Origin of the sequence: Arachnia propionica (genome assembly GCF_037055325.1) — a bacterium.
GTDB lineage: Bacteria > Actinomycetota > Actinomycetes > Propionibacteriales > Propionibacteriaceae > Arachnia.
The window spans coordinates 570,131-595,497 of sequence record NZ_CP146373.1 but is presented as its reverse complement, the minus strand read 5'-3'; the positions used below and the strand labels follow the sequence as shown (position 1 = coordinate 595,497).

23 protein-coding genes and 1 tRNA gene are annotated in these 25,367 nt (G+C 64.9%); 19 read left to right on the top strand and 5 right to left on the bottom strand.

All coding sequences use genetic code 11. The annotated features are described in order from the left end of the window. Nucleotides 1–28: 28 nt before the first annotated feature. The 3 genes from V7R84_RS02695 to V7R84_RS02685 are packed head-to-tail and all read right to left on the bottom strand — an operon-like array spanning nt 29 to nt 2,605. Complete coding sequence (locus V7R84_RS02695) at nt 29–877, bottom strand: metal ABC transporter permease (RefSeq protein WP_338571769.1); 849 nt, start codon at nt 875–877, stop codon at nt 29–31. Beyond that, nucleotides 874–1,632, bottom strand: a complete 759-nt coding sequence (locus V7R84_RS02690) for a metal ABC transporter ATP-binding protein (protein WP_338571766.1) — start codon at nt 1,630–1,632, stop codon at nt 874–876. Before V7R84_RS02690 ends, V7R84_RS02695 begins: the two co-directional genes overlap by 4 nt. Then, the gene (locus V7R84_RS02685) at nt 1,619–2,605 is read right to left on the bottom strand and encodes a metal ABC transporter substrate-binding protein (RefSeq protein ID WP_338571764.1); all 987 of its coding nucleotides are present in this window, start codon (nt 2,603–2,605) and stop codon (nt 1,619–1,621) included. Before V7R84_RS02685 ends, V7R84_RS02690 begins: the two co-directional genes overlap by 14 nt. A gap of 47 nt (nt 2,606–2,652) precedes the next feature. Between V7R84_RS02685 and V7R84_RS02680 the strand changes: the two genes are divergently transcribed. The 6 genes from V7R84_RS02680 to V7R84_RS02655 all read left to right on the top strand — a co-directional run bounded on the left by V7R84_RS02680 (nt 2,653) and on the right by V7R84_RS02655 (nt 9,560). After that, nucleotides 2,653–2,961 carry an antibiotic biosynthesis monooxygenase gene (locus V7R84_RS02680; RefSeq protein ID WP_338571762.1) on the top strand — a complete coding sequence of 103 codons (309 nt, stop codon included), beginning with the start codon at nt 2,653–2,655 and terminating at the stop codon, nt 2,959–2,961. A 62-nt stretch (nt 2,962–3,023) separates the two neighbouring features. Then, nucleotides 3,024–5,168, top strand: coding sequence for an alpha-galactosidase (locus V7R84_RS02675; RefSeq protein WP_338571760.1), 2,145 nt, complete (start codon nt 3,024–3,026; stop codon nt 5,166–5,168). A gap of 77 nt (nt 5,169–5,245) precedes the next feature. Beyond that, nucleotides 5,246–6,163, top strand: a complete 918-nt coding sequence (locus tag V7R84_RS02670; protein ID WP_126377749.1) for a carbohydrate ABC transporter permease — start codon at nt 5,246–5,248, stop codon at nt 6,161–6,163. 10 nt (nt 6,164–6,173) lie between these two features. Then, nucleotides 6,174–7,094: a carbohydrate ABC transporter permease gene (locus tag V7R84_RS02665; protein ID WP_126377751.1), complete on the top strand. Its 921-nt coding sequence runs from the start codon at nt 6,174–6,176 to the stop codon at nt 7,092–7,094. 8 nt (nt 7,095–7,102) lie between these two features. Beyond that, on the top strand, nt 7,103–8,452 hold the full coding sequence (locus V7R84_RS02660) for a sugar ABC transporter substrate-binding protein (protein ID WP_338571752.1): 1,350 nt from the start codon (nt 7,103–7,105) through the stop codon (nt 8,450–8,452). Nucleotides 8,453–8,477: 25 nt separating this feature from the next. After that, nucleotides 8,478–9,560 carry an ROK family protein gene (locus V7R84_RS02655; protein WP_338571750.1) on the top strand — a complete coding sequence of 361 codons (1,083 nt, stop codon included), beginning with the start codon at nt 8,478–8,480 and terminating at the stop codon, nt 9,558–9,560. A gap of 84 nt (nt 9,561–9,644) precedes the next feature. On the opposite strand, the gene V7R84_RS02650 is transcribed toward V7R84_RS02655, so the two are convergent. Further along, nucleotides 9,645–11,696 carry a M3 family metallopeptidase gene (locus tag V7R84_RS02650; RefSeq protein WP_338571747.1) on the bottom strand — a complete coding sequence of 684 codons (2,052 nt, stop codon included), beginning with the start codon at nt 11,694–11,696 and terminating at the stop codon, nt 9,645–9,647. 6 nt (nt 11,697–11,702) lie between these two features. Here V7R84_RS02650 and dusB point away from each other — a divergent pair, with 6 nt between their 5' ends. From dusB to dnaG, 8 genes are all read left to right on the top strand, one after another. Continuing rightward, entirely contained in the window at nt 11,703–12,896 is a 1,194-nt protein-coding gene (gene dusB / locus V7R84_RS02645) for a tRNA dihydrouridine synthase DusB (RefSeq protein ID WP_412728102.1), read from the top strand. 87 nt (nt 12,897–12,983) lie between these two features. After that, nucleotides 12,984–14,270, top strand: a complete 1,287-nt coding sequence (locus V7R84_RS02640; protein ID WP_338571744.1) for a citrate synthase — start codon at nt 12,984–12,986, stop codon at nt 14,268–14,270. Nucleotides 14,271–14,331: 61 nt separating this feature from the next. Further along, nucleotides 14,332–15,438: an HD domain-containing protein gene (locus V7R84_RS02635; RefSeq protein ID WP_338571742.1), complete on the top strand. Its 1,107-nt coding sequence runs from the start codon at nt 14,332–14,334 to the stop codon at nt 15,436–15,438. A gap of 94 nt (nt 15,439–15,532) precedes the next feature. Further along, nucleotides 15,533–16,429: an ABC transporter ATP-binding protein gene (locus tag V7R84_RS02630; protein ID WP_338571740.1), complete on the top strand. Its 897-nt coding sequence runs from the start codon at nt 15,533–15,535 to the stop codon at nt 16,427–16,429. A gap of 5 nt (nt 16,430–16,434) precedes the next feature. After that, the gene (locus V7R84_RS02625; protein WP_338571738.1) at nt 16,435–17,190 is read left to right on the top strand and encodes an ABC transporter permease; all 756 of its coding nucleotides are present in this window, start codon (nt 16,435–16,437) and stop codon (nt 17,188–17,190) included. Further along, nucleotides 17,187–18,275 carry a sensor histidine kinase gene (locus V7R84_RS02620; protein WP_338571736.1) on the top strand — a complete coding sequence of 363 codons (1,089 nt, stop codon included), beginning with the start codon at nt 17,187–17,189 and terminating at the stop codon, nt 18,273–18,275. Before V7R84_RS02625 ends, V7R84_RS02620 begins: the two co-directional genes overlap by 4 nt. Next, nucleotides 18,272–18,877 (top strand): response regulator transcription factor, encoded by a 606-nt coding sequence (locus tag V7R84_RS02615; protein ID WP_338571734.1) that lies wholly within the window; start codon nt 18,272–18,274, stop codon nt 18,875–18,877. The genes V7R84_RS02620 and V7R84_RS02615 overlap by 4 nt, the downstream gene beginning before the upstream one ends. 21 nt (nt 18,878–18,898) lie before the next feature. Next, nucleotides 18,899–20,734, top strand: coding sequence for a DNA primase (gene dnaG, locus V7R84_RS02610; protein WP_338571732.1), 1,836 nt, complete (start codon nt 18,899–18,901; stop codon nt 20,732–20,734). On the opposite strand, the gene V7R84_RS02605 is transcribed toward dnaG, so the two are convergent. Next, nucleotides 20,643–21,446 (bottom strand): sigma factor, encoded by an 804-nt coding sequence (locus V7R84_RS02605; protein ID WP_338571731.1) that lies wholly within the window; start codon nt 21,444–21,446, stop codon nt 20,643–20,645. The genes dnaG and V7R84_RS02605 overlap by 92 nt on opposite strands. 130 nt (nt 21,447–21,576) lie before the next feature. Between V7R84_RS02605 and V7R84_RS02600 the strand changes: the two genes are divergently transcribed. The 5 genes from V7R84_RS02600 to V7R84_RS02580 all read left to right on the top strand — a co-directional run bounded on the left by V7R84_RS02600 (nt 21,577) and on the right by V7R84_RS02580 (nt 25,362). Then, nucleotides 21,577–22,065: a hypothetical protein gene (locus tag V7R84_RS02600; protein WP_338571729.1), complete on the top strand. Its 489-nt coding sequence runs from the start codon at nt 21,577–21,579 to the stop codon at nt 22,063–22,065. 17 nt (nt 22,066–22,082) lie between these two features. Continuing rightward, nucleotides 22,083–22,808: a histidine phosphatase family protein gene (locus V7R84_RS02595; RefSeq protein WP_338571728.1), complete on the top strand. Its 726-nt coding sequence runs from the start codon at nt 22,083–22,085 to the stop codon at nt 22,806–22,808. A gap of 59 nt (nt 22,809–22,867) precedes the next feature. Then, nucleotides 22,868–22,940, top strand: a tRNA-Asn gene (locus tag V7R84_RS02590). Nucleotides 22,941–23,137: 197 nt separating this feature from the next. Then, the gene (locus V7R84_RS02585) at nt 23,138–24,439 is read left to right on the top strand and encodes an extracellular solute-binding protein (RefSeq protein ID WP_338571727.1); all 1,302 of its coding nucleotides are present in this window, start codon (nt 23,138–23,140) and stop codon (nt 24,437–24,439) included. After that, complete coding sequence (locus tag V7R84_RS02580; protein WP_338571726.1) at nt 24,436–25,362, top strand: sugar ABC transporter permease; 927 nt, start codon at nt 24,436–24,438, stop codon at nt 25,360–25,362. The genes V7R84_RS02585 and V7R84_RS02580 overlap by 4 nt, the downstream gene beginning before the upstream one ends. The last annotated feature ends 5 nt before the right edge of the window (nt 25,363–25,367 follow it).

The following is a 25,367-nucleotide window of genomic DNA, read 5'->3' as shown; positions in this document are numbered from 1 at the left end:
CGAAGAGAGGCCAGGCCCGGCGGGTTGTTCAGGGTCGCGTGCGTTTTTCCTGTCCGCGATCGACGAGACGCCGTCCTGGGGGTAGGAGGAATCCGACCAGGGTGGCGATTCCCAGCAGAACGATGGCCACCACGACGATTGTGGCTCCTGTCGCGGTGTTCCACTGATAGGAGCCAAAAGTGCCCCCGACCGCCGATGCAACACCACATCCCATCGCGCCCAGTAGAGTGGCGCGGAAACCGATGAAGAGCTGCTGGGAGGTGGCGACCGGGATCACCATGAGCGCGCTGATCAGAAGTAGGCCAACTGTGCGCATCGAGAGTGTTACGGTCACAGAGGCGACAACCACGACGAGAAGGTTCAACAGTTTCACCCGGATACCGAGCACCCGGGCGAAATCCTCATCAGCGCAGACCGCAAACAAGCGAGGCATCAAGCCCAGCGAGAAGACCAACACCACCACCGCCAATGCTGTGATGATCCAGAGATCGGATTCACTCACCGAGGTGAGGGCGCCGAACAGGTAGGCGGACAGACCGGCCGGGCCCTGCCCAGCGATCCCGGCCATCATCACGCCCGAGGCGATGCCACCGTAGAACAGCACAGCCAGCCCCAGATCTCCCGAGGTTTTGCCGGATTGCCGGAGCAACTCAACGGCGACAGAACCGGCAACGCAGGTGATCACAGCCATCGGCAGGGGAGCAGTTCCGGTCAACAGGGCTAGCCCCACCCCCATGATTGCGACGTGCCCCAGTCCGTCGCCCAGCAACGACAGGCGTCGTTGCACGATGTACATGCCGATCGCCGGCGCCACCAGGCCGCTGAGGAGGGCCGCGAGCATCGCGCGTTGCATGAAGGGATACGCGAAGATGTTCATGAGTTGTCCTCGAACGGGTCCTTGAGTTCGGAAGGAGTGGGGGGGAAAGAAGGAGCGTGTGGGCTCTGCATGAGGTCATCGGTGTGGGGCGCCACTTGCCCATCACGCAGCCGGATGAGCCGATCCAACACAGTCGCCATGGCCTCGAGCTCATGAAGCACCAGGATCACCCCGAGGCCGTCGTCGCGGAGTTCGCCAAGTAGCCGGGCCAGGATCGCCTGGCCATCGAGGTCGACGCCGGCCAGGGGCTCATCCATGATCAGTAGATCGGGTTGGGTTGCCAGGGCCCGCGCGATGAGTACCCGTTGCTTCTGCCCACCAGACAGTGGAGTGAAGGGCCACCGGGCCCGATTCGCCATGCCCACGCGTTCCAGGGCCTCAACGACGATCGCCCGGTCGGTGCGGGTGAACCACCGAAACGCTCCACGATGCGCCAACCGACCGGAAGTGACTACCTCCCGCACGGTGGCGTTCTCGACATTCAGGGTGGCGTGTTGTGGCACATATCCGACACGGTGCCAGTCCCGGAATCGCCGGAGCGGGGTTCCAAACAATTCGATGGAACCTTGCTGGAAAGGAGTCAGCGCTGCCAAGGTGCGAAGCAGGGTGGTCTTGCCGGAGCCGTTCGGACCGACGATGGCTACGGCCTCGCCGGCGTGGACATGCAGGTTGATGTCCCGGAGAATCGGCAGACCGCCGAGAAAGACGTCAACTCCCTCGGCGGTCACCAGCGGCTCGGCCTCAGGAACAGCCATTGGCCTGCTTTATGGCGTCGAGATTTGCCTTCATCACCGATGGGTAGTCCTGCCCAGCGGATTCAGTGGTGATGCCTTCGATCGGGTCCAGAACGGCGGTCTTGAGTGCCAGGTCCCCAGCGATCGCCTTCGCCACCTCGTCAGAGGTCAGAGTCTCGAAGAAGATCGTGGTCACACCGTGTTCCTTGGCTTCTTCCTGAACCTTCGCGATGCGTGCTGGGGAAGGCTGCTCGTTCGGGGAGAGTCCACTGATGCCGATCTGCTCCAGGCCGTAACGCTCGGTCAGGTAGCCGAAGGCGGAATGTGTGGTGATGATCGTCTTGACTTGGCAGTTCTTCAGGCCCGACTTGTATTCCTCGTCAAGGGCGGTCAGGTCGTTGGTGACGTTCTTCGCGTTCATCTCGTAGGTGCTCTTGTTCTGTGCGTCGATCTTCGAGAGCTCATCCGCGATAGCGCTGACTGCCTTGGCCTCCAGGGTGGGGTCCAGCCAGAAGTGGGGGTCCGTGGTTCCGTGGTCGTGGTCCTCGGTTTCACCGGCCTCGGAATCGTGGTCGTGGTCGGCGGCTGCTGGGCGCAGCTGGATCACCTGGGAGAGGTCAAGTTTGTTCTTGGCCCCGGACTGTTCGACCGCCTTGTCGACCGCGGGCTGAAAGCCCTTGAGGTAGACCACCAGGTCGGCCTCCTCCAAGCTGGTGATCTGCTGTGGGGTCAGTTCCAGATCATGCGGTTCCTGGCCTGGCAGCGTCAGGTTTGTCACGTTCACCTTGTCTCCGCCCGCTTTGGTGGCGGCATACTCGAGGGGATAGAAGGCGACGGAGACCTTGGTGACGCCCGGGGCAGCAGCGCTGCCTGAACTGGTGCTGGCAGCACCGGAGGCCGAGGTGCTGGTGCTCGGGGTGTTTGATGAGCAAGCGCTGAGCGCCAGGAACGCGACAGTCGTGAGTGCAAGGGTTCTTAACTTCACGAGAATCATTATCACATTCTTTCTGGTGTGATTCCAACCATGGGTAGCCTTGGTCAGTGCTTTCGATCTCCCGATTTCGTGAAGTCGACGAGGAACTTGCCGCGGGGCTGCGAATGGTGGCCGAGGTCTGGCGATCCCGTCCGGGGTGCCTCGGTGTGGACCTTGTGGTCAACCTTGACGAACCCAGTTTGTGGGCTTTGGTGAGTAGGTGGAGCGATGTTGGGAGCTATCGGCGTGCGCTTTCCGGCAATGAGACGAAGCTCCGGCTGACCCCCGTGCTGTTGCGTGCCGTGGATGAGCCCTCCGCGTATCTCGATCCCGGTGAATTAATCGGGGGCGACGATCCATGGCTCCGTGGTTCCTGAAGCTTTCGGAAGGCGGCTACCCTGTTGAATAACTTCAATGTCGAAAATTATCAGGAGGGGACATGCGCTCGCGAATCGTTCTTCGTTCCGCCGGGGTCGCGCTGCTGCTGGCGGTCGGTCCGGAGGGCATGCCCGAGGTGGTGCACTGGGGTGGTGATCCGGGGGAGGTCTCGGATGGCGGTTTCGAGGAGCTGAGGTTGGGGCTCGCCTGGATGATCCCGGGGAATTCTGTCGACCTTGGCCCGCGACCGGGGATCATCCCGGAGGGCCGCTACGGCTGGACCGGGACGCCGGGCCTGATCGGCTCCCGGGAGGGCAGGGCCTGGAGCCCCGACTGGCGGGTGAGCGAGGTGCGCGTTGATGGAAGACCCGCCGGGGATTTCGTATCCGCGGGACCCGCGACGGTTGAGTACGTGTTGGAGGCGGTTTCCGCCGGGTTGCGGATGCTGCTGACCGTCGAGCTACTGCCGACCGGGTTGGTGAGGTCGCGTGCCACTGTGACCAACGCGGGGGAGGATGTCTTCGAACTGACGGAGCTGACCCTGCGGATGCCGGTGCCCGGCCAGGCCCGCGAACTCATGGATTTCGGGGGGCGCTGGGCTGCCGAGCGGATGCCGCAGCGCCGCCCGTTCGCGATGGGGGCGCACCGCAGGGAGGGCCGCCACGGCAGGACCGGCGCTGATGCGGCCTTCGTGCTCAGCCTGGGTGAGGAGGGGTTCGGATACCAGGATGGCGAGATCTGGGCCTGTCACGTGGCCTGGAGCGGGAACCACGTCCACATCGCCGAACGGGATTTCGTGGGGACCCAGCTCATCGGGGGCGGTGAACTGCTCCTGCCCGGGGAGGGGCGCCTGGCGGTGGGGGAGGGATACACCTCGCCCTGGGTCTATTTCAACCACGCCATCGGCCTGGACGCCCAGGCCGACCGTTTCCACCGGCACCTGCGTTCCCTGCCCGTGCACCCCGGGCCCGAGCGCCCGGTGAGCCTGAACGTCTGGGAGGCGGTCTACTTCGACCACGACCCCGCACGCCTGATCGACCTGGCGGAGCGCGCCGCCGCCCTCGGGGTGGAGCGTTACGTGCTCGACGACGGCTGGTTCGGTGCCCGCCGCGACGATCACGCCGGCCTCGGCGACTGGGTCGTCAGCCCCGAGGTGTGGCCAGACGGGCTGCATCCGCTGGTGAACCGGGTGACGGAGCTCGGCATGCAGTTCGGCCTCTGGTTCGAACCCGAGATGGTCAACCCTGACTCCGACGTGGCCCGGGCGCACCCGGAATGGCTGATGCAGCTCGACGACCGCCTTCCCCTGGAGGGCCGGTTCCAGCAGGTGCTCAACCTGTCGATTCCCGGGGCCTACGAGCACGTTCTGGGGCAGATGTCGGCCATTCTGGAGGAGTACGCCATCTCCTACGTCAAGTGGGATCACAACCGCGACCTCAACGACGCGGGCACCGCTCCTGACGGGCGCCCGGCCGTCGCGGCGCAGACGCGCGCCTTCTACGCGCTGCTCGACGAACTGCGCCGCCGCTTCCCGCAGGTCGAGTTCGAGTCCTGCTCCTCGGGTGGTTCCCGGATCGACCTGGAGGTGATGGAACGTGCGGAACGCGTGTGGGTCTCCGACAACATCGACCCTGACGACCGGCAGCGGATGCTCTGGTGGACCTCCCAGCTGCTGCCCGCGGAGCTGCTGGGATCGCACATCGCCTCGGGGCGCTCCCACGTCACGGGGCGTTGGCACGACCTCAACCATCGCGCCGCCACGGCGGTCTTCGGGCACCTCGGGATCGAGTGGGACCTGGCCCGGGCCTCGGAGGAGGAAATCGCGGAGCTGGCCTGGTGGATCGCCTGGTACAAGGAGCACCGTGGGCGGCTGCTGACCGGGCGGCTGGTGCGGGTCGCCATGCCGGACCCCGGGGTTTGGTTCAAGGGCGTGGTCAACGAGTTTGGGGGGATCTACTCCCTCTCGATGCTCGAGGCGACGCCCGCGGTGAACCTCGGCGTGCTGAGATTCCCGGGCCTGGAACCCGGGCCGCGCTACCGGGTCCGGGTCATTGAACGCCCCGCGCTGGCGCCGGCCCACCAGGTGCCCTGGCTCAACGCCGGGCATCCCCTTGAACTGACAGGGGCGCAGCTGATGCACGTCGGTCTGCGGGCCCCGGTGCTCCGACCGGCCACAACCGTCCTGTTCGTCGTCACGAAGGTCTGAAAATCTGGCCCAGAGGGCTTGCGCCACGACATATCTTTGTTGCAGAATTAAGTCATTCGTACCAACGGAGGTATGTCATGACCAGTCCAGGATTACCAGTGTCCGGCCGGGTGGGCACTGGCAAGAAGGGTAGGAGCGATCTGCTCCTCGCCGTGGCGATGATTGCGCCCGCGTTCGTCGGGTTCATCGTTTTCCTGCTGTGGCCGACGCTGAACGGCATCTGGCTCAGCTTCACCAACTACAACCTGCTTACGCAACCCGAGTTCGTCGGGTTCAAGAACTATCTCCGCATGCTGGAGGACCCAGTTTTCTGGAACGCGGCGGGCGTCACCATCTACTACGTGGTGGTCAACATCGGAGTCCAGACCGTGCTGGCCCTGCTCATCGCGGTGTTGATGCACAGGCTCACCCAGTCCACCTGGGTGCGCTCCATCGTGCTGACCCCGTACCTGGTCTCCAACGTGGTGGCTGCGCTCGTGTTCATGTGGATCCTCGACACCCAGCTGGGAATCGGGAACCAGGTTCTCGCCTCGATGGGGTTGAACACGATCCCCTTCCTGTCCCAGGAATCGACGGTCATTCCCACGATCGCGCTGATCAACGTGTGGCGGCACATGGGATACACGGCGCTGCTGATCTTCGCGGGACTGCAGACCATCCCCGAATCCGCCTACGAGGCCGCGCGGGTGGACGGCGCCTCGGAATGGCAGATGTTCTGGCGCATCACAATACCGCTGCTGCGCCCGATCCTGGCCCTGGTGCTGATCATGACGATCATCGGCTCGTTCCAGGTTTTCGACACGGTGGCGATCGCCACCCGGGGCGGGCCCGTCAACTCGTCGCGGGTGCTCCAGCTCTACATCTACGACATGGCCTTCGGGAGGTTCCAGTTCGGCTACGCGTCCGCGCTGTCCGTGGCGTTGCTGCTGATCCTCGTGGTGATCACCTTCTTCCAGTACCGGCTGACCCGCGCCGGTGAGACCGACCTGAACTGAGGAGCACGAGATGTCAACAGCAGCAATCGCCGGCCCGGTCCGGGCCAATGAGCACCGTCGTCTCGCATGGGGAAGGATCCTCGCCTGGGTGGTGATGGGGGCCATCATGCTGATCACCCTGTTCCCTCTCTACTGGATCCTGCGCACCGCACTGTCCTCGAACTCCTCCCTCTACGGCGGCGCCACATCGTGGCTGCCGACCGACTGGAACACGGGCAGCTTCGCCCGGGTCTTCGGGATCCAGGCCGGGAAGGAGGCGCTGGCGGAGGGAGGCTCCGGCCAGTCCATCGACTTCTGGCGATACCTGGGCAACAGCATCGTCGTCGCGACCCTGGTCACGGTCGGGCAGGTGTTCTTCTCCGCCTGCGCCGCCTACGCCTTCTCGAGACTGAAGTGGAAGGGCAGGGACCTGGTTTACGGCCTCTTCCTGGGAGGCCTGATGGTGCCGGCCATCTTCACCTTCCTGCCGAACTTCGTGCTCATCAAACAACTCGGTCTGATCGACACCCTGCTCGGCATCTCCTTGCCGACCATGCTCATGACACCGTTCGCGGTGTTCTTCCTGAGGCAGTTCTTCATGAACGTGCCCGTTGAACTGGAGGAGGCCGCCCTGCTCGACGGCTCCAGCAAGATCGGCAATTTCTTCCGCCTCATCCTCCCGATGTCGGCGGCGCCGATAGCGACCATCTCCCTGCTGACCTTCATCAGTTCGTGGAACGACTATTTCTGGCCGTTGATGGTCTCCTACTCCGAGAACTCGCGGGTCCTCACCGTCGGGCTGGGGGTTTTCCGTTCCCAGACCCCCAGCACCGGTCCCGACTGGGCGGGTCTCATGGCGGCTGCCCTCGTGGCTGCGGTCCCGATGCTCGTGCTCTTCGCCCTGAGCGCCAAGCGCATCGTCAACTCCATCGGTTTCAGCGGCATCAAGTGAGGATCACCATGAAGAAACGAACCGCAGCGGTCCTGTCCCTGCTGACCGCGGGAACACTGCTCACCGGCGGCTGCGCCGCGAAGGGCGGTGGTCCGGACGGGGTCATCGACTACTGGCTGTGGGACGCCACCCAGCAACCCGGCTACCAGGCCTGCGCCGACGCCTTCGAGGAGGCGAACCCGGGACTGAAGGTCAGGATCACCCAGTACGGTTGGGATGACTACTGGGGCAAGCTGACCGCCGGGTTCATCGCGGACCAGGCGCCCGATGTTTTCACCAACCACCTGACCAAGTACGCACAGTTCGTCGACCTTGAGGTCCTGGTCCCGCTCGACGACCTCGACGCGACCCGCAACGTCAACGATTCCGACTACGTCGGAGGTCTGGCAGGGCTCTGGAAGGGACGCGACGGCAAACGATACGGAGTCCCCAAGGACTGGGACACCATCGCCTACTTCTATGACCAGAAGGTCACCGATGCCGCAGGCGTCACCCGGGAACAGCTGATGAACATGAACTGGAATCCCGACGACGGGGGCAGTTTCGAGAAAATCATCGCCCACCTGAGCGTGGACGCCAACGGTGTCCGCGGCGACGAACCGGGATTTGACAGGAACAACGTCGTGGTCTACGGACTCGCCTCGGAGGGGGCCGGGGGTGAGAATCTCGGGCAGACCCAGTGGGGTGCCTACACCGGCTCCATCGGCTGGGAACCCCTCGACAAGAACCCCTGGGGAACCCATTTCAACCTGGACGACCCCAACTTCCAGAAGACCATGGCCTGGTACTTCGGCCTGGTGGAGAAGGGCTACATGCCCTCCTACGAAACCTTCGGCAAACAGTCGGGTTCCTACCAGCAGGTGGCCCAGGGCAAAGCCGTGCTCGGCATGAACGGCTCCTGGATGATCTCCAGTTTCGCATCGATCCCCGGAATCGACCTGAGGATCGCCCCGACACCGGTCGGCCCCACCGGACATCGCTCGAGCCCCTTCAACGGCCTGGCTGACTCCGTCACCAGATTCGCCGACGACAAGGAGGCTGCGGGGAAATGGGCGGCCTACCTGGGCTCCTCCGAATGCCAGATGAAGATCGCCGACACCGGGGTGGTCTTCCCCGCTAGGTTCGAGGCGATGGAGCGTTCCATCCAGGTACGCGACGCATCCGGGCTGGATGTCACGGCCTTCACCTCGCACGTGAAGGAGGGCACCACCCAGAACCTGGCGGTGACCATGAACGCTGCCGACGTGGCGGCCCTGACCACTCCCGGATTCGAGGCGGTTTTCATCGGCCAGAAGGACGTGAGCCACCTGACTGAGGTGAACCACCAAGTCAACCGGCTGTTGTCGCTAACATCGTAGTGACAACCACCAGAAGGAACAGCCAGTGATTCTCAACTCCATCGATCCCACGTCGCGACTAGTGGTGCAGACGGTTCTGCGCCACGGCCCCATCGCCCGGGTCGGCGTCGCCCAACGCACCGGCCTGAGTTCCGGTTCGATGACCAGGTTGACCACGCCGCTCGTCGCGGCGGGGATCCTCAAGGAGCAGAGACCCGTGCCGGTGAAACAGCTCGGACGGCCCGCGCTTCCCCTGGTGGTGGTCGACGACGCCGCGAGGTTCGTAGGTGTCAAGGTGATACCGGGGGAACTGCACGCGGTGGTCACCGGGCTCGCCGGTCACGTGCGGGCCACGGCTGTCCGCTCCGCCGACACATCCACCCTCGAATCGACCGCGGAGGCCGTTGCCCGGATCGTCGAGGAGTTCTCCGCTCACGAACCCAGCGCGGTCGGAGTGGCACTGGCGGCGGCGGTGGACCCGCTCGGTGAGGTGCGTGCCTCGCCTCTGCTCGGCTGGGAGAACGGCAACCTGGCGGCGCTCGTGACCGAGACCTGCGGGCTTCCCTGCAAGGCGGCCAACGACGTCGACGCCCTCACACTCGCCGAGCACTGGGTGGGTCATGGGCGCCGCACCCACAACTTCGCCGTCATCACGGTCGGCGCGGGGGTCGGGGCCGGGGCGGTGATAGCCGATGAGCTGCTCGTCGGGCACCAGGGATCGACCGGCATGGTGGGGGAGGCGTGGACCACGTGGGGGCAGAAGTTCCACGACGTCCTGGCCGATGAACCCCTCCGGGCGGCGGCCAGCGAAGCAGCGGGGCGGGACGTCGCCCTGGCGGAGCTGCGTTTCACCGACGATCCCGCGGTCTCGGCAGTGCTGGACCGAGCGGCCACCGCCCTGGGGGAGCTGGTGGTGCTGGTCAAACAGTTCTGGGGGCCGGAGAAGATCCTCCTGACCGGGGAAGGCATCGTTCACTTCGAGAACCGCATGGAACTGGTACGCCGAGTCGTGGCGGAACGGCGCTTCGAGGACATCGACCCACCCGAACTCGTGGTAGCGGAACAGGATTTCCACGCCTGGGCGCGCGGAGCCGCCGCCCTCGCGACCCGGCTGAGTCTCGCCTACTGAGCGGGCAATCGCGTCAACCGGGTCCGAGTCTTCTCCCACCGGTCCCGGGCCCGGCCCGGAACCTTTCCCGCGTCTTCGTGTCCTTCACCGCTGCGCCACGGGAAGCCCCTTGCGGCGCAGCAGGTGCGACGCATCGGGGTCTGCCCGGCGGAAATTGCGCCACGCCTGCATGGGTTCGATGCTGCCGCCACGTCCCAGCAGTTCGCGACGGAAGTGCTCGCCGGCCTTCCGGCACAGGCCGCCGTTCTCCGCGAACCAGGCACAGGCGTCGGTGTCCATGACCTCGGCCCACAGGTATCCGTAGTAGGCGGCCGCGTAGCCGCTGCCGAAGATGTGACTGAAATAGCAGGAGCGGTAGCGCGGGGGAACCAGTTCATGGGCGACCCCGGCCCGCTCCAACGCCGCGGCCTCGAAGGACTCCACCTCCTCCACGGAGGCGGGCAGCTCCTCCAGGGCGGTGGTGTGCCAGGCCTGGTCCAGCAGCATCGCGGCCACCAGTTCCAGGGTGTGGTGCCCCTCACCCGCGGACCTGGAGACCCGGAGCCTCGTGGCCAGCTCGGGGGGCAACGGCTCACCGGTTTCGTGATGGACCGCGAACCGGGAAACCAGGGCCTGGTCCCACGCCCACAGCTCGTTGACCTGAGAGGGGAACTCCACGAAGTCGCGGGGAACCGCGGTTCCGGCTCGCGATGGGTACCGGACCTCGGAGAGCAGGCCGTGGAGGGCGTGACCGAACTCGTGGAACATCGTGATCACGTTGTCCCAGGTCAGCAGGCAGGCAGCACCCTCGACGGGGCGGGTGAAATTGCAGGTGTTCGTCACCACGGGCAGGGCGCCGGTCAGCTCCGACTGGTCCACCAAGGAGGTCATCCACGCCCCGCCACGCTTGGTGGCTCTGGTGAACGGATCGAGGATCACCGCACCCAGCGGGGTGCCGTCTTCCTCACGAACCTCGTACACCTCGGACTCCGGGGTGAAACCGCGCAGATCGGGCCGCGCGTGGAAGGTGATGCCGTAGAGAGCCGTCGCGGCGGCGAAGACCCCCTCGTGCAGCACCCGGTGATACTCCAGGTAGGGACGCAGCACGGCCGGGTCGACGGCCTCGGCGGCGGACTGCTTCGCGGCATAGTGTTCCCAGTCCCAGGCGGCGAGCCTCGCCCCCGGGTGGTCCCGTTCCAACGCCCGCTGCAGTTCGGCGGCCTCGCGGCCGGCGAGTTCGACTGCGCCCGGCGCCACCCGCCCGAGCAGGTCGAGGACGGCCTCGGTGGTGCGGGCACAGCCGTCGGCGGCCACCCAGGCCGCGTGGTGCTCGTAGCCCAGGAGCCGGGCGCGTTCGGCGCGGCGCCTTGCTATGCCCAGCACCAGCTGCCGGGTGTCGTGTTCACCTCCCAGCCCCCGCCCCAGGGAGGCCTCCAGGATGCGGCGGCGCAGGTCACGGTTCGTCAAGTTCTCCAGGACCGGTTGGCCCGTGGTGTTGGTCAGCTCGATCAGCCAACCCTCCTGTCCGCGGGCCCGGGCCGCCTGCCTGGCGGCGGCGATCCCGTCCTCATCGAGTCCGGCCAGTTCCGTGGGGTCGGTGACCAGCACCGCCGCGGCGTTCCGGCCCTCCACCAGGGCCTGTTCGAAGGCCACGGACAGTCCCGCCAGTTCCACGTTCAACTTCCGCAGACGCTGCTGTGCGTCGGCGTCGAGCAGGATCCCGGAACGTTCGAACTCGCGGATGTGTTCGTCCAGCCAGTAACGGTCCTGATCATCCAGGTTCACCTCCGCCGCCTCGGCCCGGGCGCGGAGCGTCACCAGGCGATCGTAGAGGCGCCGGTCCAGCAGGATTGCGTTGCCGTGTTCGGCCAGTTTTGGGGCCAGGGCCGTCTCGACGGCATCACGCTGCTCGTTGGCGTCGGCGGCCTTCGTCACCCAGAACGCCGAACCGGCGCGGTCCAGCGTCATCGAGCTGAGCTCCCAGGCGGCGATGGTGTTTTCCACATCGGGTGGCTCGGTGCTGGTGGCGATCGCCTCCAGGGCGGCCCGTTGCTCGGCAAGACCGGTCTCCATCGCCTCCTTGAACTGTGCATCGGTCAGGTTGGCGTAGTCGGGGATTTGAAAGGGCAACGGCGAGGCGGTCAGCAACGGATTCATGGCCCCATCCAACCACGCGTAGAATCTCCCGGTCCGAAAGATGGAAGGGGAACCGGAGTGACCGAGCCGTTACGCCTGCACGCACCCAGTCGACGCGACGCCGTCGTGGTGGGGCTCCCGGTGGTGCTGGCCCCGATGGCCGGGATCACGAACGCCGCCTATCGGGCGCTCTGCCTGGAGCAGGGGGCCGGTTTGTACGTGTGCGAGATGATGACCTCGAGGGGAATCGTCGCAGGCGATCACAAGACCCATTCCATGCTGGTCTTCGACCCGAGCGAGACCATCCGCTCGGTGCAGCTCTACGGCGTGGACCCTGAGATCGTGGCCCGGGCAGTAAGGATCTTGATCACCGGGCACGGCGTCCACCACATCGACCTCAATTTCGGCTGCCCCGTCCCCAAGGTCACCCGGAAGGGCGGGGGAGGGGTGCTGCCCTACAAACGCGACCGGCTGCGTGCCATCATCCGTGCGGCGGTGCGGGCCGCCGACGAATTCGGAGTTCCTGTCACGGTCAAGACCCGGATCGGCATAGACGAGGCCCACGAAACCTTCCTCGACGCAGGTACCATCGCGGAACAGGAGGGGGCCGCCGCCATCGCGCTGCACGCCCGGACCGTGCAGCAGGCCTACTCCGGCAGGGCGGACTGGTCCAGGATCGCGGAACTCAAACAGGCGGTGAGCATCCCCGTGCTGGGCAACGGTGATCTGTGGGAGGCCGAGGACGCGTTGCGGATGATGGCCGAAACCGGTTGCGACGGGGTGGTCATAGGACGCGGTTGCCTCGGCAGGCCGTGGTTGTTCGGCGACCTGGCGGCCGCCTTCGCCGGGGAACCCCGGCGCGCCCGGCCCACGCTGGGGGAGGTCGGCGCCATGATCATCCGTCATGCCGAGCTGCTGACCGCTCTGAGGGGGGAACGCGGGGTGGTGGATCTGCGCAAGCACATGGCCTGGTACTTCAAGGGATACCCCGTCGGGGAACTCAGGCGGCGATTCGCCATGGTCGCCTCGCTCGACGAGTTGCGCACGCTGGTCGGTCTCCTCGACGCCGACCAGCCCTTCCCGGTCCAGGAACTCGGCACCCCGAGGGGCCGGCAGGGAGGTCCCAGAGGCAGGGTCGTCCTTCCCCACGGCTGGTATTCTGACACCAGAGGTTGCGAACTCGACCTCACGGATGCCGAGGATGGTGTCAGCGGGGGATAAGCGACGGATTTCCTTCACCGTTTCGTAACAGGGACGTCACACAACCTGGATACGGTGATCGAATCCCCGAGAAACGAAGGAGCCACGATGTCCGATACCGTGACCCTGATCGTCGACGGCATCCCCCACGAATTGCCCCTTGTCACCGGAACCGAGGGGGAGAGGGCGGTGGACATCTCGAAGCTGCGCTCCACCACCGGCCTGATCACCCTCGACGACTCCTACAGCAACACCGGCTCCTGCCGCTCGGCCATCACCTTCATCGACGGTGAAAACGGCATCCTGCGATACCGCGGGGTTCCCATCGAGGATCTCGCCGCCCGCTCCTCCTTCATCGAGGTGGCGGAGCTGCTGATCTTCGGTGATCTCCCCGACGACAACGAACGCGACGAGTTCCGCCAGCTGCTGACCGAGAACTCCTCCCTCCATCGCGACATGCGCAAACACTTCGACGGTTTCCCCGTCGACGCGCACCCCATGGCGATCCTCTCCGCGATGATCAACGCCATCCAGGCCTACGACCTGCCCGAGATCCACATCACGGGGGAGGCCGGGTTCCGCAGGGCTGCGGCGCTGCTGCTGGCCAAGACCCGAACCATCGCGGCGGCCTCCTACAAGAGCCACATCGGCCAGCCCATTGCCTATCCACGCTACGACCTGCCCTACGCGGAGAACTTCCTCCACATGATGTTCACCGTGCCCTACCGGGAGTACGAGGTCACCCCCGAGGTGGCCCACGCGTTGAACATGTTCTTCGTCCTCCACGCCGACCACGAACAGAACTGTTCAACCTCCACGGTGCGGATGGTCGCATCCAGTGGTGCGAACCTGTTCACCGCCGTGTCAGCGGGGGTCACGGCCCTCTGGGGGCCGCTGCACGGTGGTGCGAACATGGGTGTGATCGAGATGCTGGAACAGATCCGCAACGAGGGCATGTCGGTGGATTCCTACCTGGCGAGGGTCAAGGACCGGAAATCCGGGGTCCGGCTGATGGGGTTCGGGCACCGCGTCTACCGAAACTTCGATCCGCGCGCGAAGATCCTCAAGAAAGCCGCCCACGAGCTCCTGGAGTCGATGCACATCGACGATCCGCTGCTCGACATCGCCCGGGAGGTGGAGGATGCGGCACTGGCCGACGACTACTTCGCGGAGCGTCGTCTCTACCCGAACGTCGACTTCTACTCGGGCATCATTCTGCGGGCCATCGGGATTCCCCTCGACATGTTCACGGTGCTGTTCGCCATCGGGCGCACCGCGGGATGGATAGCGCACTGGAAAGAGGTCAACGACGATCCCGCTCAGCGGATCGGCCGGCCGCGTCAGCTCTACACCGGCAACGAGCTCACGAAATGGCTGCCCCGCGACGAACGCTGAATCCGCCCGAACCGGTGAGTGTACGAGGTGCGGCTTTCCGGGACCTCGTAGGCTTTCCCCGATGAACGAACCGCTCCCCAGAGCCCGCGAATGGGCCAGGACCATGCACGGCCACGGCGATGACGTGGTGGTGGCCCACCGCGACTCCGAGGCCCGGGTCATGCCCTACCCACCCAGGCGCAGGGAGGAAAGGGAGGAACTGGAAAGGCTCAGCCTCAACTCGGCGGCAACCTTCGCCTCCGGCGCGGGGCAGCGGCAGCGGGAGGAGGAACCCTGCGAGTTCCGCACCTGTTTCGAACGTGACCGGGACCGCATCGTCCACTCGGCCTCTTTCCGGAGGCTGGCGGGCAAGACCCAGGTGGTCGTCCACCCGACCGATCACCAGCGCACCCGGCTGACCCACGCCATAGAGGTGGCGCAGTGCGCCGTCGCCATCGCCCGCGGGATCGGGGCGAACCCGGTCCTCACCGATGCCATGGCGCTCGGCCACGACTGTGGTCACGGCCCCGGCGGTCACGCCTCCGAGGATGCCTTCGACGCCTTCCTGCCGGAGGGCTACGACCACGGCCCGTGGGGTGCCGACGTGGTACTCAAAAGCCTGAACCTGACCTCCCAGACCCTCGACGGCATCCGCAACCACTCCTGGTCACGACCCGCACCCGCCACCCTGGAGGGGGAGATCGTCAGCTGGGCCGACCGGATCGCCTACTGCGCCCATGACCTGGAGGACGCCATCGCGGCGGGAATCGTCACCACCGCCGAGCTGCCCCCGGCGGTGACCGAGGTGGTCGGCACCGAGCGCCGCATCCAGTTGGCACGGTTCATCGGGGCCGTGATCGAGACCACCATGACCACCGGCACCGTCGGCATGGACCCGCTGACCGCCGAGGCCTTGGGGGAGCTCCGCCGTTTCAACTACGAACGCATCTACACCCGTCCCGAGTCGGTGGCGCAGTCCCGCACGGTGGTGGATGTGCTGCGTGGGCTGGTCGAGTACTTCCTGGAACACCCCGAGCAACTGCCTGCCGAGTACCGCACCGAGAACGCTGTGCGCGGGGCCGTGACCTACGTCGGGGGCATGACCGATCGGTTCGCCTTTGACCACGCAGAACGCCTGCTCGGCTGGGACCGGGCGCTGCTGCCCAAGGGTATCGGGCGGGGAGCCTGAACCCTTGTTCGCAAGACCGGGCGTGATATTTGTCATGCCGGAATCGTGATTGCCGCCCCGGGTCCGGGGCCTGGCCGGTTGTGATCCTGAGTACATGAACGCCATTGAGTTGCAGCAGCTGCGAAAGACCTTCCGCAGCCCCAGCGGCCTCGTCGAGGCCGTGTCCGGAATCGACGTGGTCATAGAGCCGGGGGAGGTCGTCGCCTTCCTCGGTCCCAACGGGGCCGGGAAAACCACCACCCTCGACATGGTGCTGGGGCTGACCGGCCCCACCTCGGGAACGGCTCGGGTCTGCGATCTGAAACCCCGGGAGGCCATCCGGCGGGGAATGGTCGGGGCGGTGCTGCAGACGGGGGGTCTGCTGCGTGACATGAGCGTCGGCGAGACCATCCGGGCGATCGCCGCCCTGCAGGATGCCACCTCCCGGATCGGGGCGGTGATGTCGGTTGCCGGGCTGGAGAAGATCGCCCTGAGACGCGTCTCCCGCTGCTCCGGCGGGGAACAGCAACGGATCAAGTTCGCCCTGGCCCTGCTCACCGACCCCCAGGTGCTGATCCTCGACGAACCCACCGCGGGACTCGACGTCACCGCCCGGCGCGACTTCTGGGAAGCCATGCACCAGCAGGCGGAAAGGGGCCGCACCATCGTGTTCGCCACCCACTACCTGGAGGAGGCGCAGAACTTCGCCGACCGGATCGTGCTCATCGCAAAGGGCAACATCATCGCCGACGGTACGGTCGATCAGATCCGTGCCCTGACCAGCCACCGCCATGTCACCGCCCTGCTGCCGGTGGATCGTGCAGATGCCCTGGTGGCGGAACTCCGGACACTCCTCGGCAGGAACGCCACTCTGGAAGGATCCCGTCTCAGCGTGATGGTTCCCGATTCCGACGCCTTGGCGCTGGCCCTGCTGCAGCGGGGTGCCCACGACCTGGAGGTGGTCGCCCCCAGCCTGGAGGACGCCTTCCTCGCCCTCACGGAGACGAGGTGATCAACGTGAATCTCACCTACATCCGCATTGACCTGGTCCGTTGTTTCCGGGACGTCACCAACCTGCTGTTCACCTTCGCCATGCCGGTGTTCATGTACCTGCTGTTCGGCAGGGCCCAGTACTCCGATGTCCAGTGGGGCCGGGGCACGGTCGGGTTCTACGTCATGTCGTCCATGGGGGCATACGGTGCCGTCATCGCCGCCACCGCCATCGCCGCCACGGCGGCCACTGAGTCGATGCTGGGCTGGGGCCGCCAGCTGGCCCTGACCAAGCAGCAGCCGCTGGGTTTCGTCGCGAACAAGGTCGCGGTCGCCCTCGTGCTCGGGGCCCTTTCCTCCAGCCTGGTGTTCATCGTCGGGGCCCTCACCGGCGCCAAGGCCGATGCCTGGTGGGTCTGGGTGGCTTCCTGGGCCATCGGCATCCTCGGTGCGGGGCTGTTCGGGGTCTACGGGCTGGCGATGGGATTGCTGCTCAAATCCGAGAGCGCCGCCGGCGTGGCGTCGGGAACCGTGGTTTTCCTGGCCTTCCTCGGGAACATGTTCATGCCCCTCACCGGCGCGATGCTCGACATTGCCAGGTTCACCCCCATGTACGGTTATGTTAACCTCGTGAGGTACCCGCAAGTCGAGGGTGAGATCCAGCAGACCGATCCGCTTCAGACCGACTCGATCTGGCTGCCGGTCGCCAACTATCTCGCCTGGCTGCTGGTCTTCTCCGGGTTGGCGGTGCTTGGCCAGAGACGCTCCAGGAAGCGCCAGTGAAACGTTTCAGGAACTGGCTGCTGGAGGCGGTCAAGGGCCCCCGCGTCGGGGTCCTGATCGCCTCCGTCTGGCTGGTGTGCCTCATTTTCCCGGTTCATTCCCTGATGGCGCTGGAGGACCGGGTCCGCTGCTTCGTGGGCCTGCTCGCGTTGGTCCTCTTCGTTCCCGTCTACCTCGCGGGTTTCCGAGACCTGGGGAGCCAGCTCGACGCGGCTGGTAGGCGCTGGCAGCTGCTGCGGGGCGGTTTCGTGCTGGCGGTGATGGGGGTGCTCTGCTGGGCCATCGGCCTTGACGCGATCAGTCTGCTGCCCTTCCTGGTCACCTTCGCCAGCTACGGCCTGTGGCCCCCGGTACGCCTGCCTGCCGTTGTCGTGCTGGTCGGTTCCGGTTTCCTGATTCTGGCTCTGATGAACGAACCGGATGTCGGCAACAGCGTCAACATGCTCATCACCGCGCTCGTCGCCGTTCTCGGCTTGCTCACCGTGAAGACGATCGAGAGCGGGATCGTCATCTCCGACCAGGCCCGGCGGCGCGCCGCCTTGGAGCAGCGAGAACGGATGGCCCGCGACGTCCACGACCTGCTCGCGCACTCCCTGACCGTGGCGAACCTCCAGCTTCAGCTGGCGGAACGCCTGTTCGACTCCGACCCGGAACGTGCCCGCGCCGAGCTGGCCCGGACCCGGATCTTCCTGGGCGAGGCCCAGGAGGAACTGCGGCGCAGCGTTACCGACCACCGCGGGCGAACCATCGAGGAGGAACTCGACGGCGTCCGCGACGCGCTGTTCTCGGGTGGTCTTGAGGTCGCCGTCACCGGGGATCCGCACGAGGTGACCGGGCCTGTCGGGCTCGTGCTCGGCTGGGTGCTGCGGGAAGCAGTCACCAACGTGCTGCGCCACGCGCACGCCACACGCGTCGAGATCTCCTTTGCCCCCGGAAGGTTCTCGGTCGTCGACGACGGTGACGGATATGCCGGGGGAGAGGGCAACGGCCTTGCTGGAATGCGGGAGCGAGTGGCCGCGGCCGGCGGTGAGTTTCGCTGCGGTTCATCCCCGCTCGGAGGCTTCGAGGTGGTGGCGATGTGGTGATCAGGGTGCTGCTTGCTGACGATCAGGCGCTCGTCCGCGGGGCCATGGGAACGCTGCTCGACCTCGAACCCGACATTGAGGTGGTTGCTCAGGTGGGGCGAGGTGATGAGGTGGTTGCCGCGGCCCGGGAAACCGGGGTTGATGTGTGTCTGTTGGACATTCAGATGCCAGGTATCGATGGCGTGGAAGCGGCCCGGCAGGTCCGGGATCAGCTTCCCGGGGTGCGGGTGGTGATGGTGACCACTTTTGATCGTCCCGGTTATCTGAAGCGCGCAGTGGACGCGGGGGCCGTCGGTTTCGTGGTGAAGACCACCCCGGCGGCGCGGCTTGCAGAGGTGGTGCGGCGTGCCCACGCGGGTCTTCGTACCGTGGATCCGCAGCTCGCCAACGATCTGCTGTTCAGCGGCCCCAACCCCTTGACCGCCAGGGAACAGGAGGTGCTGAGTCTGGCCCGGGGCGGGGAACCCGTCGCAAGGCTGGCCCGGAAACTGTTCCTGTCCCCAGGAACGGTGCGCAACCACCTGTCCAGTGCAATCGGCAAGACAGGTGCAGCCAACCGGGTGGAAGCGGCACGGATTGCCACCGAACGCGGCTGGTTGTGAACCAGCACTACACTTCCCGCCATGGCAGGGCGGATAAACGACGAGGACATCGCGCTGGTTCGGGAGCGCTGCCGGATAGATGACGTGGTCCGCGACTACGTTGCCCTGCGCTCCGCGGGCGGCGGGTCGTGGAAAGGGCTGTGCCCGTTCCACGACGAAAAGACCCCGAGCTTCACCGTCACCCCGTCGCGTGGCTTCTTCTACTGCTTCGGGTGTGGTGAGGGCGGTGACGTCATCACCTTCCTGCAACGCCAGCAGAACCTCAGTTTCACCGAGGCAGTGCAGACCCTCGCGGATCGTGCCGGAATCACCCTGAGGATCACTGATGACGGCCAAGGGCCAGGTCAGCCACCGGGACAGCGCAAACGAATCCTTGAGGCGAACGCCGCCGCCCAGGAGTTCTTCGCCGCCCAGTTGGCCTCTCCGGAGGCTGTGACGGCGCGTCAGTTCCTCGACCAGCGGGGGTTCGACCGGACCGTCGCGGAGCAGTTCGTGCTCGGCTACGCTCCCCGTGGCGGACACGCGCTCAGGCAGGCGCTCATCTCGCGGGGTTTCGACGAGGCCACGCTGAGGGCCGCGGGACTCGTGCGTGACGGTGGCCGCGATTTCTTTGCCGGAAGGCTGCTGTGGCCGATCCGCGACTCGGCCAGCTCCGTGCTGGGTTTCGGTGGTCGTCGGATCTTCGACGACGACCGGCTGCCTGCCAAGTACATCAACACCCCCGAAACCCCCGTCTACAAGAAATCCCACGTGCTCTACGGCCTGGATCTTGCCCGCAGGGCCATCGGGAAACGCGCGCAGGCCGTGGTGGTCGAGGGGTACACCGACGTGATGGCTGCCCACCTGTCCGGGGTCGACACCGCAGTGGCCAGTTGTGGCACTGCCTTCGGCGATGACCACGCCCGCATGCTCCAGCGGCTCCTTGGTACCCATGATGGGCTGCACGGTGAGGTGGTCTTTACCTTCGACGGCGATGCGGCAGGACAGAAGGCCGCGTTGAAGGTGTTCCAAGGAGACCATAACTTCATGGTTCAGACCTATGTTGCGGTCGAGCCATCGGGCCTCGATCCCTGTGACCTCTGGCAGCGCGACGGGGATGCAGCGGTCCGGGAACTCGTCGGCAGGCGGATACCGCTGTACCGATTTGTGATGTCCAACGTCCTGAAGGGCTACGACCTTGAACGCGCTGACGGTCGCCTAGGAGCACTCCGTGAGGCTGCTGGTCTGCTGGGCGCGATCCGTGACCGTTCCTTGGTGAACCAGTACCTGCGGGATCTGGCCCAGATGCTTGGCATGGACCTGGAGGATGTACGCAGGGAGGTTGCGAACCGGTCCCGCCAGGCTCCGGGGAGCAGCTCCGGCCAGCACACCAATCTGCGTTCTGGCAGGACCGATGCTGACTGGCCTGATCCGAACGACCCGGCGCTGCAACTGGAACGCGACACCCTGAAGCTGATGCTCCAGTACCCGTTCACCTTCGACCAGGCTTGGAACTCGGTTCAGCCCGAGCAGTTCACCCACCCCGGCTATGCCGCGGTGTTCCGGGTGATCTCCGCAACCGAACCGGGGGACGGGTGGACGGAGGAGCTGCGACGATACTGCCCCAACGAACTGGTGCTCCAACTGCTCGTGATGCTGCTCGTCGAACCCCTCATGCGGCAGGCGGACGAGAAATATTCCCTGGCTCACACGAACCGGCTCCAGCTGGCGGATCTTTCCCGACGGATAACCGGGTTGAAATCAAGGCTTCAGAGAACTGACCCTCTCAAGGAACCGGAATCGCACGAGGCGATGTTCGAGGAACTGACCGGGCTCGAGCTGCGCCGCAAACACCTCTTGGAACAGAGTTTCTCCTGATGACCTCGATCCGGCAGTGGTCCGCGTTCAACAGTTGACGCGCCTCAGCTAGGGCGCGTTCCTCAAGCCGTTTGACGCTCGTCGCCGACATCCCGAGCACGGCTCCGGTCTGGCTTCGTGTCCGGCAGGCGGTTCCGATTCCGAAACGTAACTTCAGCACCGTTCCACCCACTCCCAGCAGGTCTAGGAAATCCATGGAGGAGAGCTCCACCGCGTCAAATCCACCTTCGCAGGAGAGCAGGTGAGATGGCGCTTGATCCAGGTCCGTGAACAGTATCGGGCGACGACCGTCGTTGACGGGTCTCACTAGGTCGAGGCTTCCGCATCGGGTGTACGCGGAGCGCGCCAGAGCCCGTGATACGTACTCGTGAGCGAGCGTACTGAAACGCGTGCCACGTGTGTGGTCGAAGTGCTGAATGGCTTCTCCCAGCGCCAGGCATCCTTCCTGGAACAGGTCGTCGAGGGGGAGGCCCGTGCGTTTCACGGCTTTGCCTGTGAGTTTCATGACGAGCCGGAGATTTGCTCGGAAGAGAGTTTCCCGGGCGTGGGAACCGTTCTCGATGATGCGCTTCAGTGCGCTGCGGGGGTGGCGTCGATCGTCGGTTACGACCAGATGTGTTGCGTAGACACCTGCCTCGATTTTCCGGGCAAGTTCCCTCTCTTCCTCAGCGTTGAGCAATGGGCTCGAGAAAACCAGTTTTGTGGTGTTCATGTGCGGAACGCTGCCATCGCGTCAGGGGCGGGTCCAGTGTCTCAGGCAGATCGCCAACACCGAGGAAAAAAGTGACAACACCTGGGACGCGTGGGAAAACACTCCGCCTGTTTGTGGGCACAATTGGTGCATGCCGAACCGAATGCGTCGTCACATGCCGCATCGCTCAGAGGTGGAGGCGGTGACTGGCTCCCGAGGCCGCCAGCTCGGATGGGCTGAAGGGCCGGGGGGAGTGGTGGTGGCCACCACGGGCATGTTTGTTGCGCGACTCGAGGGCCGGTGGCGTGGCTGGGGATGGGATGAGGTGCTGCACGGGGGGTGGCAGGAAGAGGACTCCGTGCTGTTCTGGGAAGCTGGTGGGGAACGCCACGAATGTGTGCTCGACTCTCCGGGCGAGCTGTTGTCAATCTTCCGGGAGCGGGTGCTCGCATCGACGGTGATGACCGTCAATCACGACCTGCCGCGCGGGGCTGTGCAGATCATCGCCCGTCGTAACCTTCTGGACGGGGGCGTGACCTGGCTGGCCAGCGCCAGCGGTGAGGCCAGCCTGGAGGACCCCAGGACGGCGGCCTTTGTGGTGGCCGAGACCGACCGGCTGCGATCCGAATACGGGCTCTGAACGATAAGTTCTTCCCCGTGGACATCATCTTTATCAGGCACGCCGAATCCACCAACAACAAGACCTGGGCCGAAAAACGCGACGAGACGCTCAGAGTTCCCGACCCTGGCTTGACTGAACTCGGACGAACTCAGGCCAGGGCCCTGGCCGACTGGTTTCCGGGATTCACTCCGCGCCCGACTCACGTGTTCTCCTCGCCTTTCATGCGGGCCTTGGAAACCGCGGCCCCTGTGGCGGAGAGCCTCGGCGTGGACGTGATGGTCAGAGCAGACCTGATGGAGCGCAGCGGACCGTTCACCGGCCTGATCATGGATCACCGCCACCATCCGGGGTCGCCCCGATCGGTGCTCCAGAAAGTCTCACCCCGGATCCTGCTTCCGGACGACGTGACGGAGGAGGGCTGGTGGAAAGGGCCGTTCGAGACCCGTGATCAGGCGATCGAACGTGCCATGCGGCTGGCGACGTGGTTGCGCAAGGACTTCGGTCCTGACGATTGTGTGGCGCTCGTCAGCCACGGTGCCATCGGTTCCTTGCTCGCCACCGCCCTGTTCTGTCCCTCCGAGCTGTCTCGGCGATCCGGCCAGATCATGGGGGAGACCTCGAGCTGGTTCGCTCTCGACAACACCTCGGTTTCGTGGTTTCGCTTGTTTCCCGGTGATGACACAGAGCTGCGCTGTTTCAACCGCGTCGATCACCTTGTTCTGGCGGGAGTGGAGAGCTCCATCATGCTTCAACCGAGCTGATTGGCGTTCCCGGAGAGAGACTGCTAGAGTCTCTCCGCGTGGCCAGTAGGCCGCGACGATCCCTGGTAGCTCAATTGGCAGAGCATTCGACTGTTAATCGAAGGGTTACTGGTTCGAGTCCAGTCCGGGGAGCTTTTCTGCGCCTCGTCTGGGTGGGACATCACCAGGCGGGGCGTTCGTCGTTTCGAGTGTCGCGTGTGATCCAGAAGCCGAGCACGAGCGGACGTGCCAAAACTTGGATTTTCCCCCACATGACCTGGATTTCCTCTAGGGTGGCGAGAACACGCAGTTTCAAGGCAGAGAGAACTTTGCAGTTCGTGAGGAGAACGATGAGGTTCAAAACTAGGGCAGTCGCTTTTCTGGCGACCGCTGCTCTGATTGCACCGGGCTTGGCGGCGTGCTCGTCAGGATCGGGGGGAGGGACGACGCTGACTTGGTTCATTAACCCCGATGGCGGTGGATCCTCCGCTACCGGGGGTGGGCAGGCGCAGCTAGCTGCCGAGTGCAGCGCGGCCTCCGGCGGCGAGTACACCATCAGGGTGGAACAACTACCCAACGACGCATCGGACCAGCGGCAACAGCTCATCCGGCGACTGGCGGCCCGTGATACCGGGGTCGACATCATGAGCCTGGATCCAGTGGTTGTACCGGAATTCGCTGAGGCCAACTATCTGGTGGATGTCCCGGAGCAGTACGCACAAGACTTCACCGCAGACCGGGTGAAGGGCTCATTGGACGCATCCAACTGGAAAGGCAAGCTGGTCGCTGCGCCATTCTGGGCCAACACTCAGCTGCTGTGGTATCGGAAATCTGTGGCGCAGCAGGCCGGTCTCGACATGACACAGCCCGTCACCTTCGAGCAACTGATGGAGGCTGCCAAGGCGACCGGCAAGGACATCGCGGTGCAGGGAAAGCGTTACGAGGGATACACCGTTCTGGTCAATGCGCTGGTCGCAGGAGCTGGAGGGAAGATCGTCGAGAACGAGGGAGCCGCTGCTGAGGACACCAAGCTGGGGTTCGATACCCCAGCTGGTCAGCGGGCAGCAACTGTTATTTCGAAGCTCTCCCATTCCGGAGTTGTCGGACCCGCGATGTCATCGATGGATGAGACCATGTCGCTCAACATGTTCCAGGCCGAGGACAGCTCGGGATTCATGCTGAACTGGCCCTACGTCTACGCGGCGATGAAGGCGAACGGTGTCTCCTTCATCGATGACGTCGCCTGGACCACCTATCCCCGGGTGGATGCGGACAAGGAGTCCGCGCCGCCGTTCGGTGGGATCGAGCTCGGGGTGAACTCGGCCTCTCAGAAGCAGGACATGGCCTGGAAGGCGATCAAGTGCATCACCAGCGAGGAGCACCAGAAGGACTACATGCTGGGCACTGGTAACCCGGCCTCCAGGGCCGCGGTCTTCGGGGATGCCAAGATCCGTGAACAGTTCCCGATGGCCGATGCCATTAGAGAATCGCTTGAAGCCGCGGTCCAGCGTCCCCGCACCGCCTACTACGGGGATCTGTCGACGGCGGTCCAGCGAACGTGGTCGCCGCCTGAATCAGTGGATCCAGCGACCACACCAAAGCAGTCCACTGATCTGATCATGAAGGTTCTCAAGGGGGAGGCATTGCTGTGAGCAAGTCCAGTTCCGGCGGGTCGCACGTATCGGATCGCGCCAAGGAGGAACGCAGGCTCGGTTGGAAACTTGCAGGCCCTGCCTTCGTGATCATGGTGCTGGTGACCTTCTACCCGATCCTCCAGGCCGTCTACAGTTCCCTGTTCAAACATCGTCTCACCGATCCCGGTGGGCAGAGGTTCGTGTTCCTGGAGAACTACCTGATCATCCTGCGCGACCCGCTCTGGTGGCAGGCCTTCGGTACCACTGCGTTCATCACTATCGTCACGGTGGTGGTGGAGCTCGTCCTCGGTTTCCTGATCGCCTTGGCGATGGCCAAGATCATCCTGGGTCGTGGGTTGCTTCGCACCGTGGTGCTGATCCCGTACTCGATCATCACCGTGGTCTCGGCGTTCTCCTGGTTCTACGCCTTTGCCACTGACACTGGATTCGTCGATCCCCTGCTGCACAGCCTGAGCTTTGGGGCATTCCCCAAGGATTTCAACTGGTTTGGTGGGTTCTGGACCTCCATGGTCCCGATCTGTGTCTCCGAGATCTGGAAGACCACCCCCTTCATGTCCCTGCTGCTGCTGGCGGGTCTCACCCAGATCGATTCGGCCATGGAGGAGGCCGCGATCGTTGATGGGGCCACGTGGGGTGAGCGGATGCGGCGTGTCGTGTTGCCCAATATGAAGTCGGCAATCATGGTCGCGCTGTTGTTCCGCACCCTTGACGCCTTCCGCATTTTTGACAACATCTTCATCATGACCGCGGGCAGCCACGATACGGCCTCGTTGTCATTGGTCGCCTACAACCAGACCATCTCGCGCACGGAGGTGGGTCTCGGCTCTGCCGTATCGGTGCTGCTGTTCCTGTGCGTGGTCATCATCGCAGTGATCTTCGTCAAGGGCTTCCGTGTGGACCTCGCCCGGGGAAGGAGGTGAGCGGA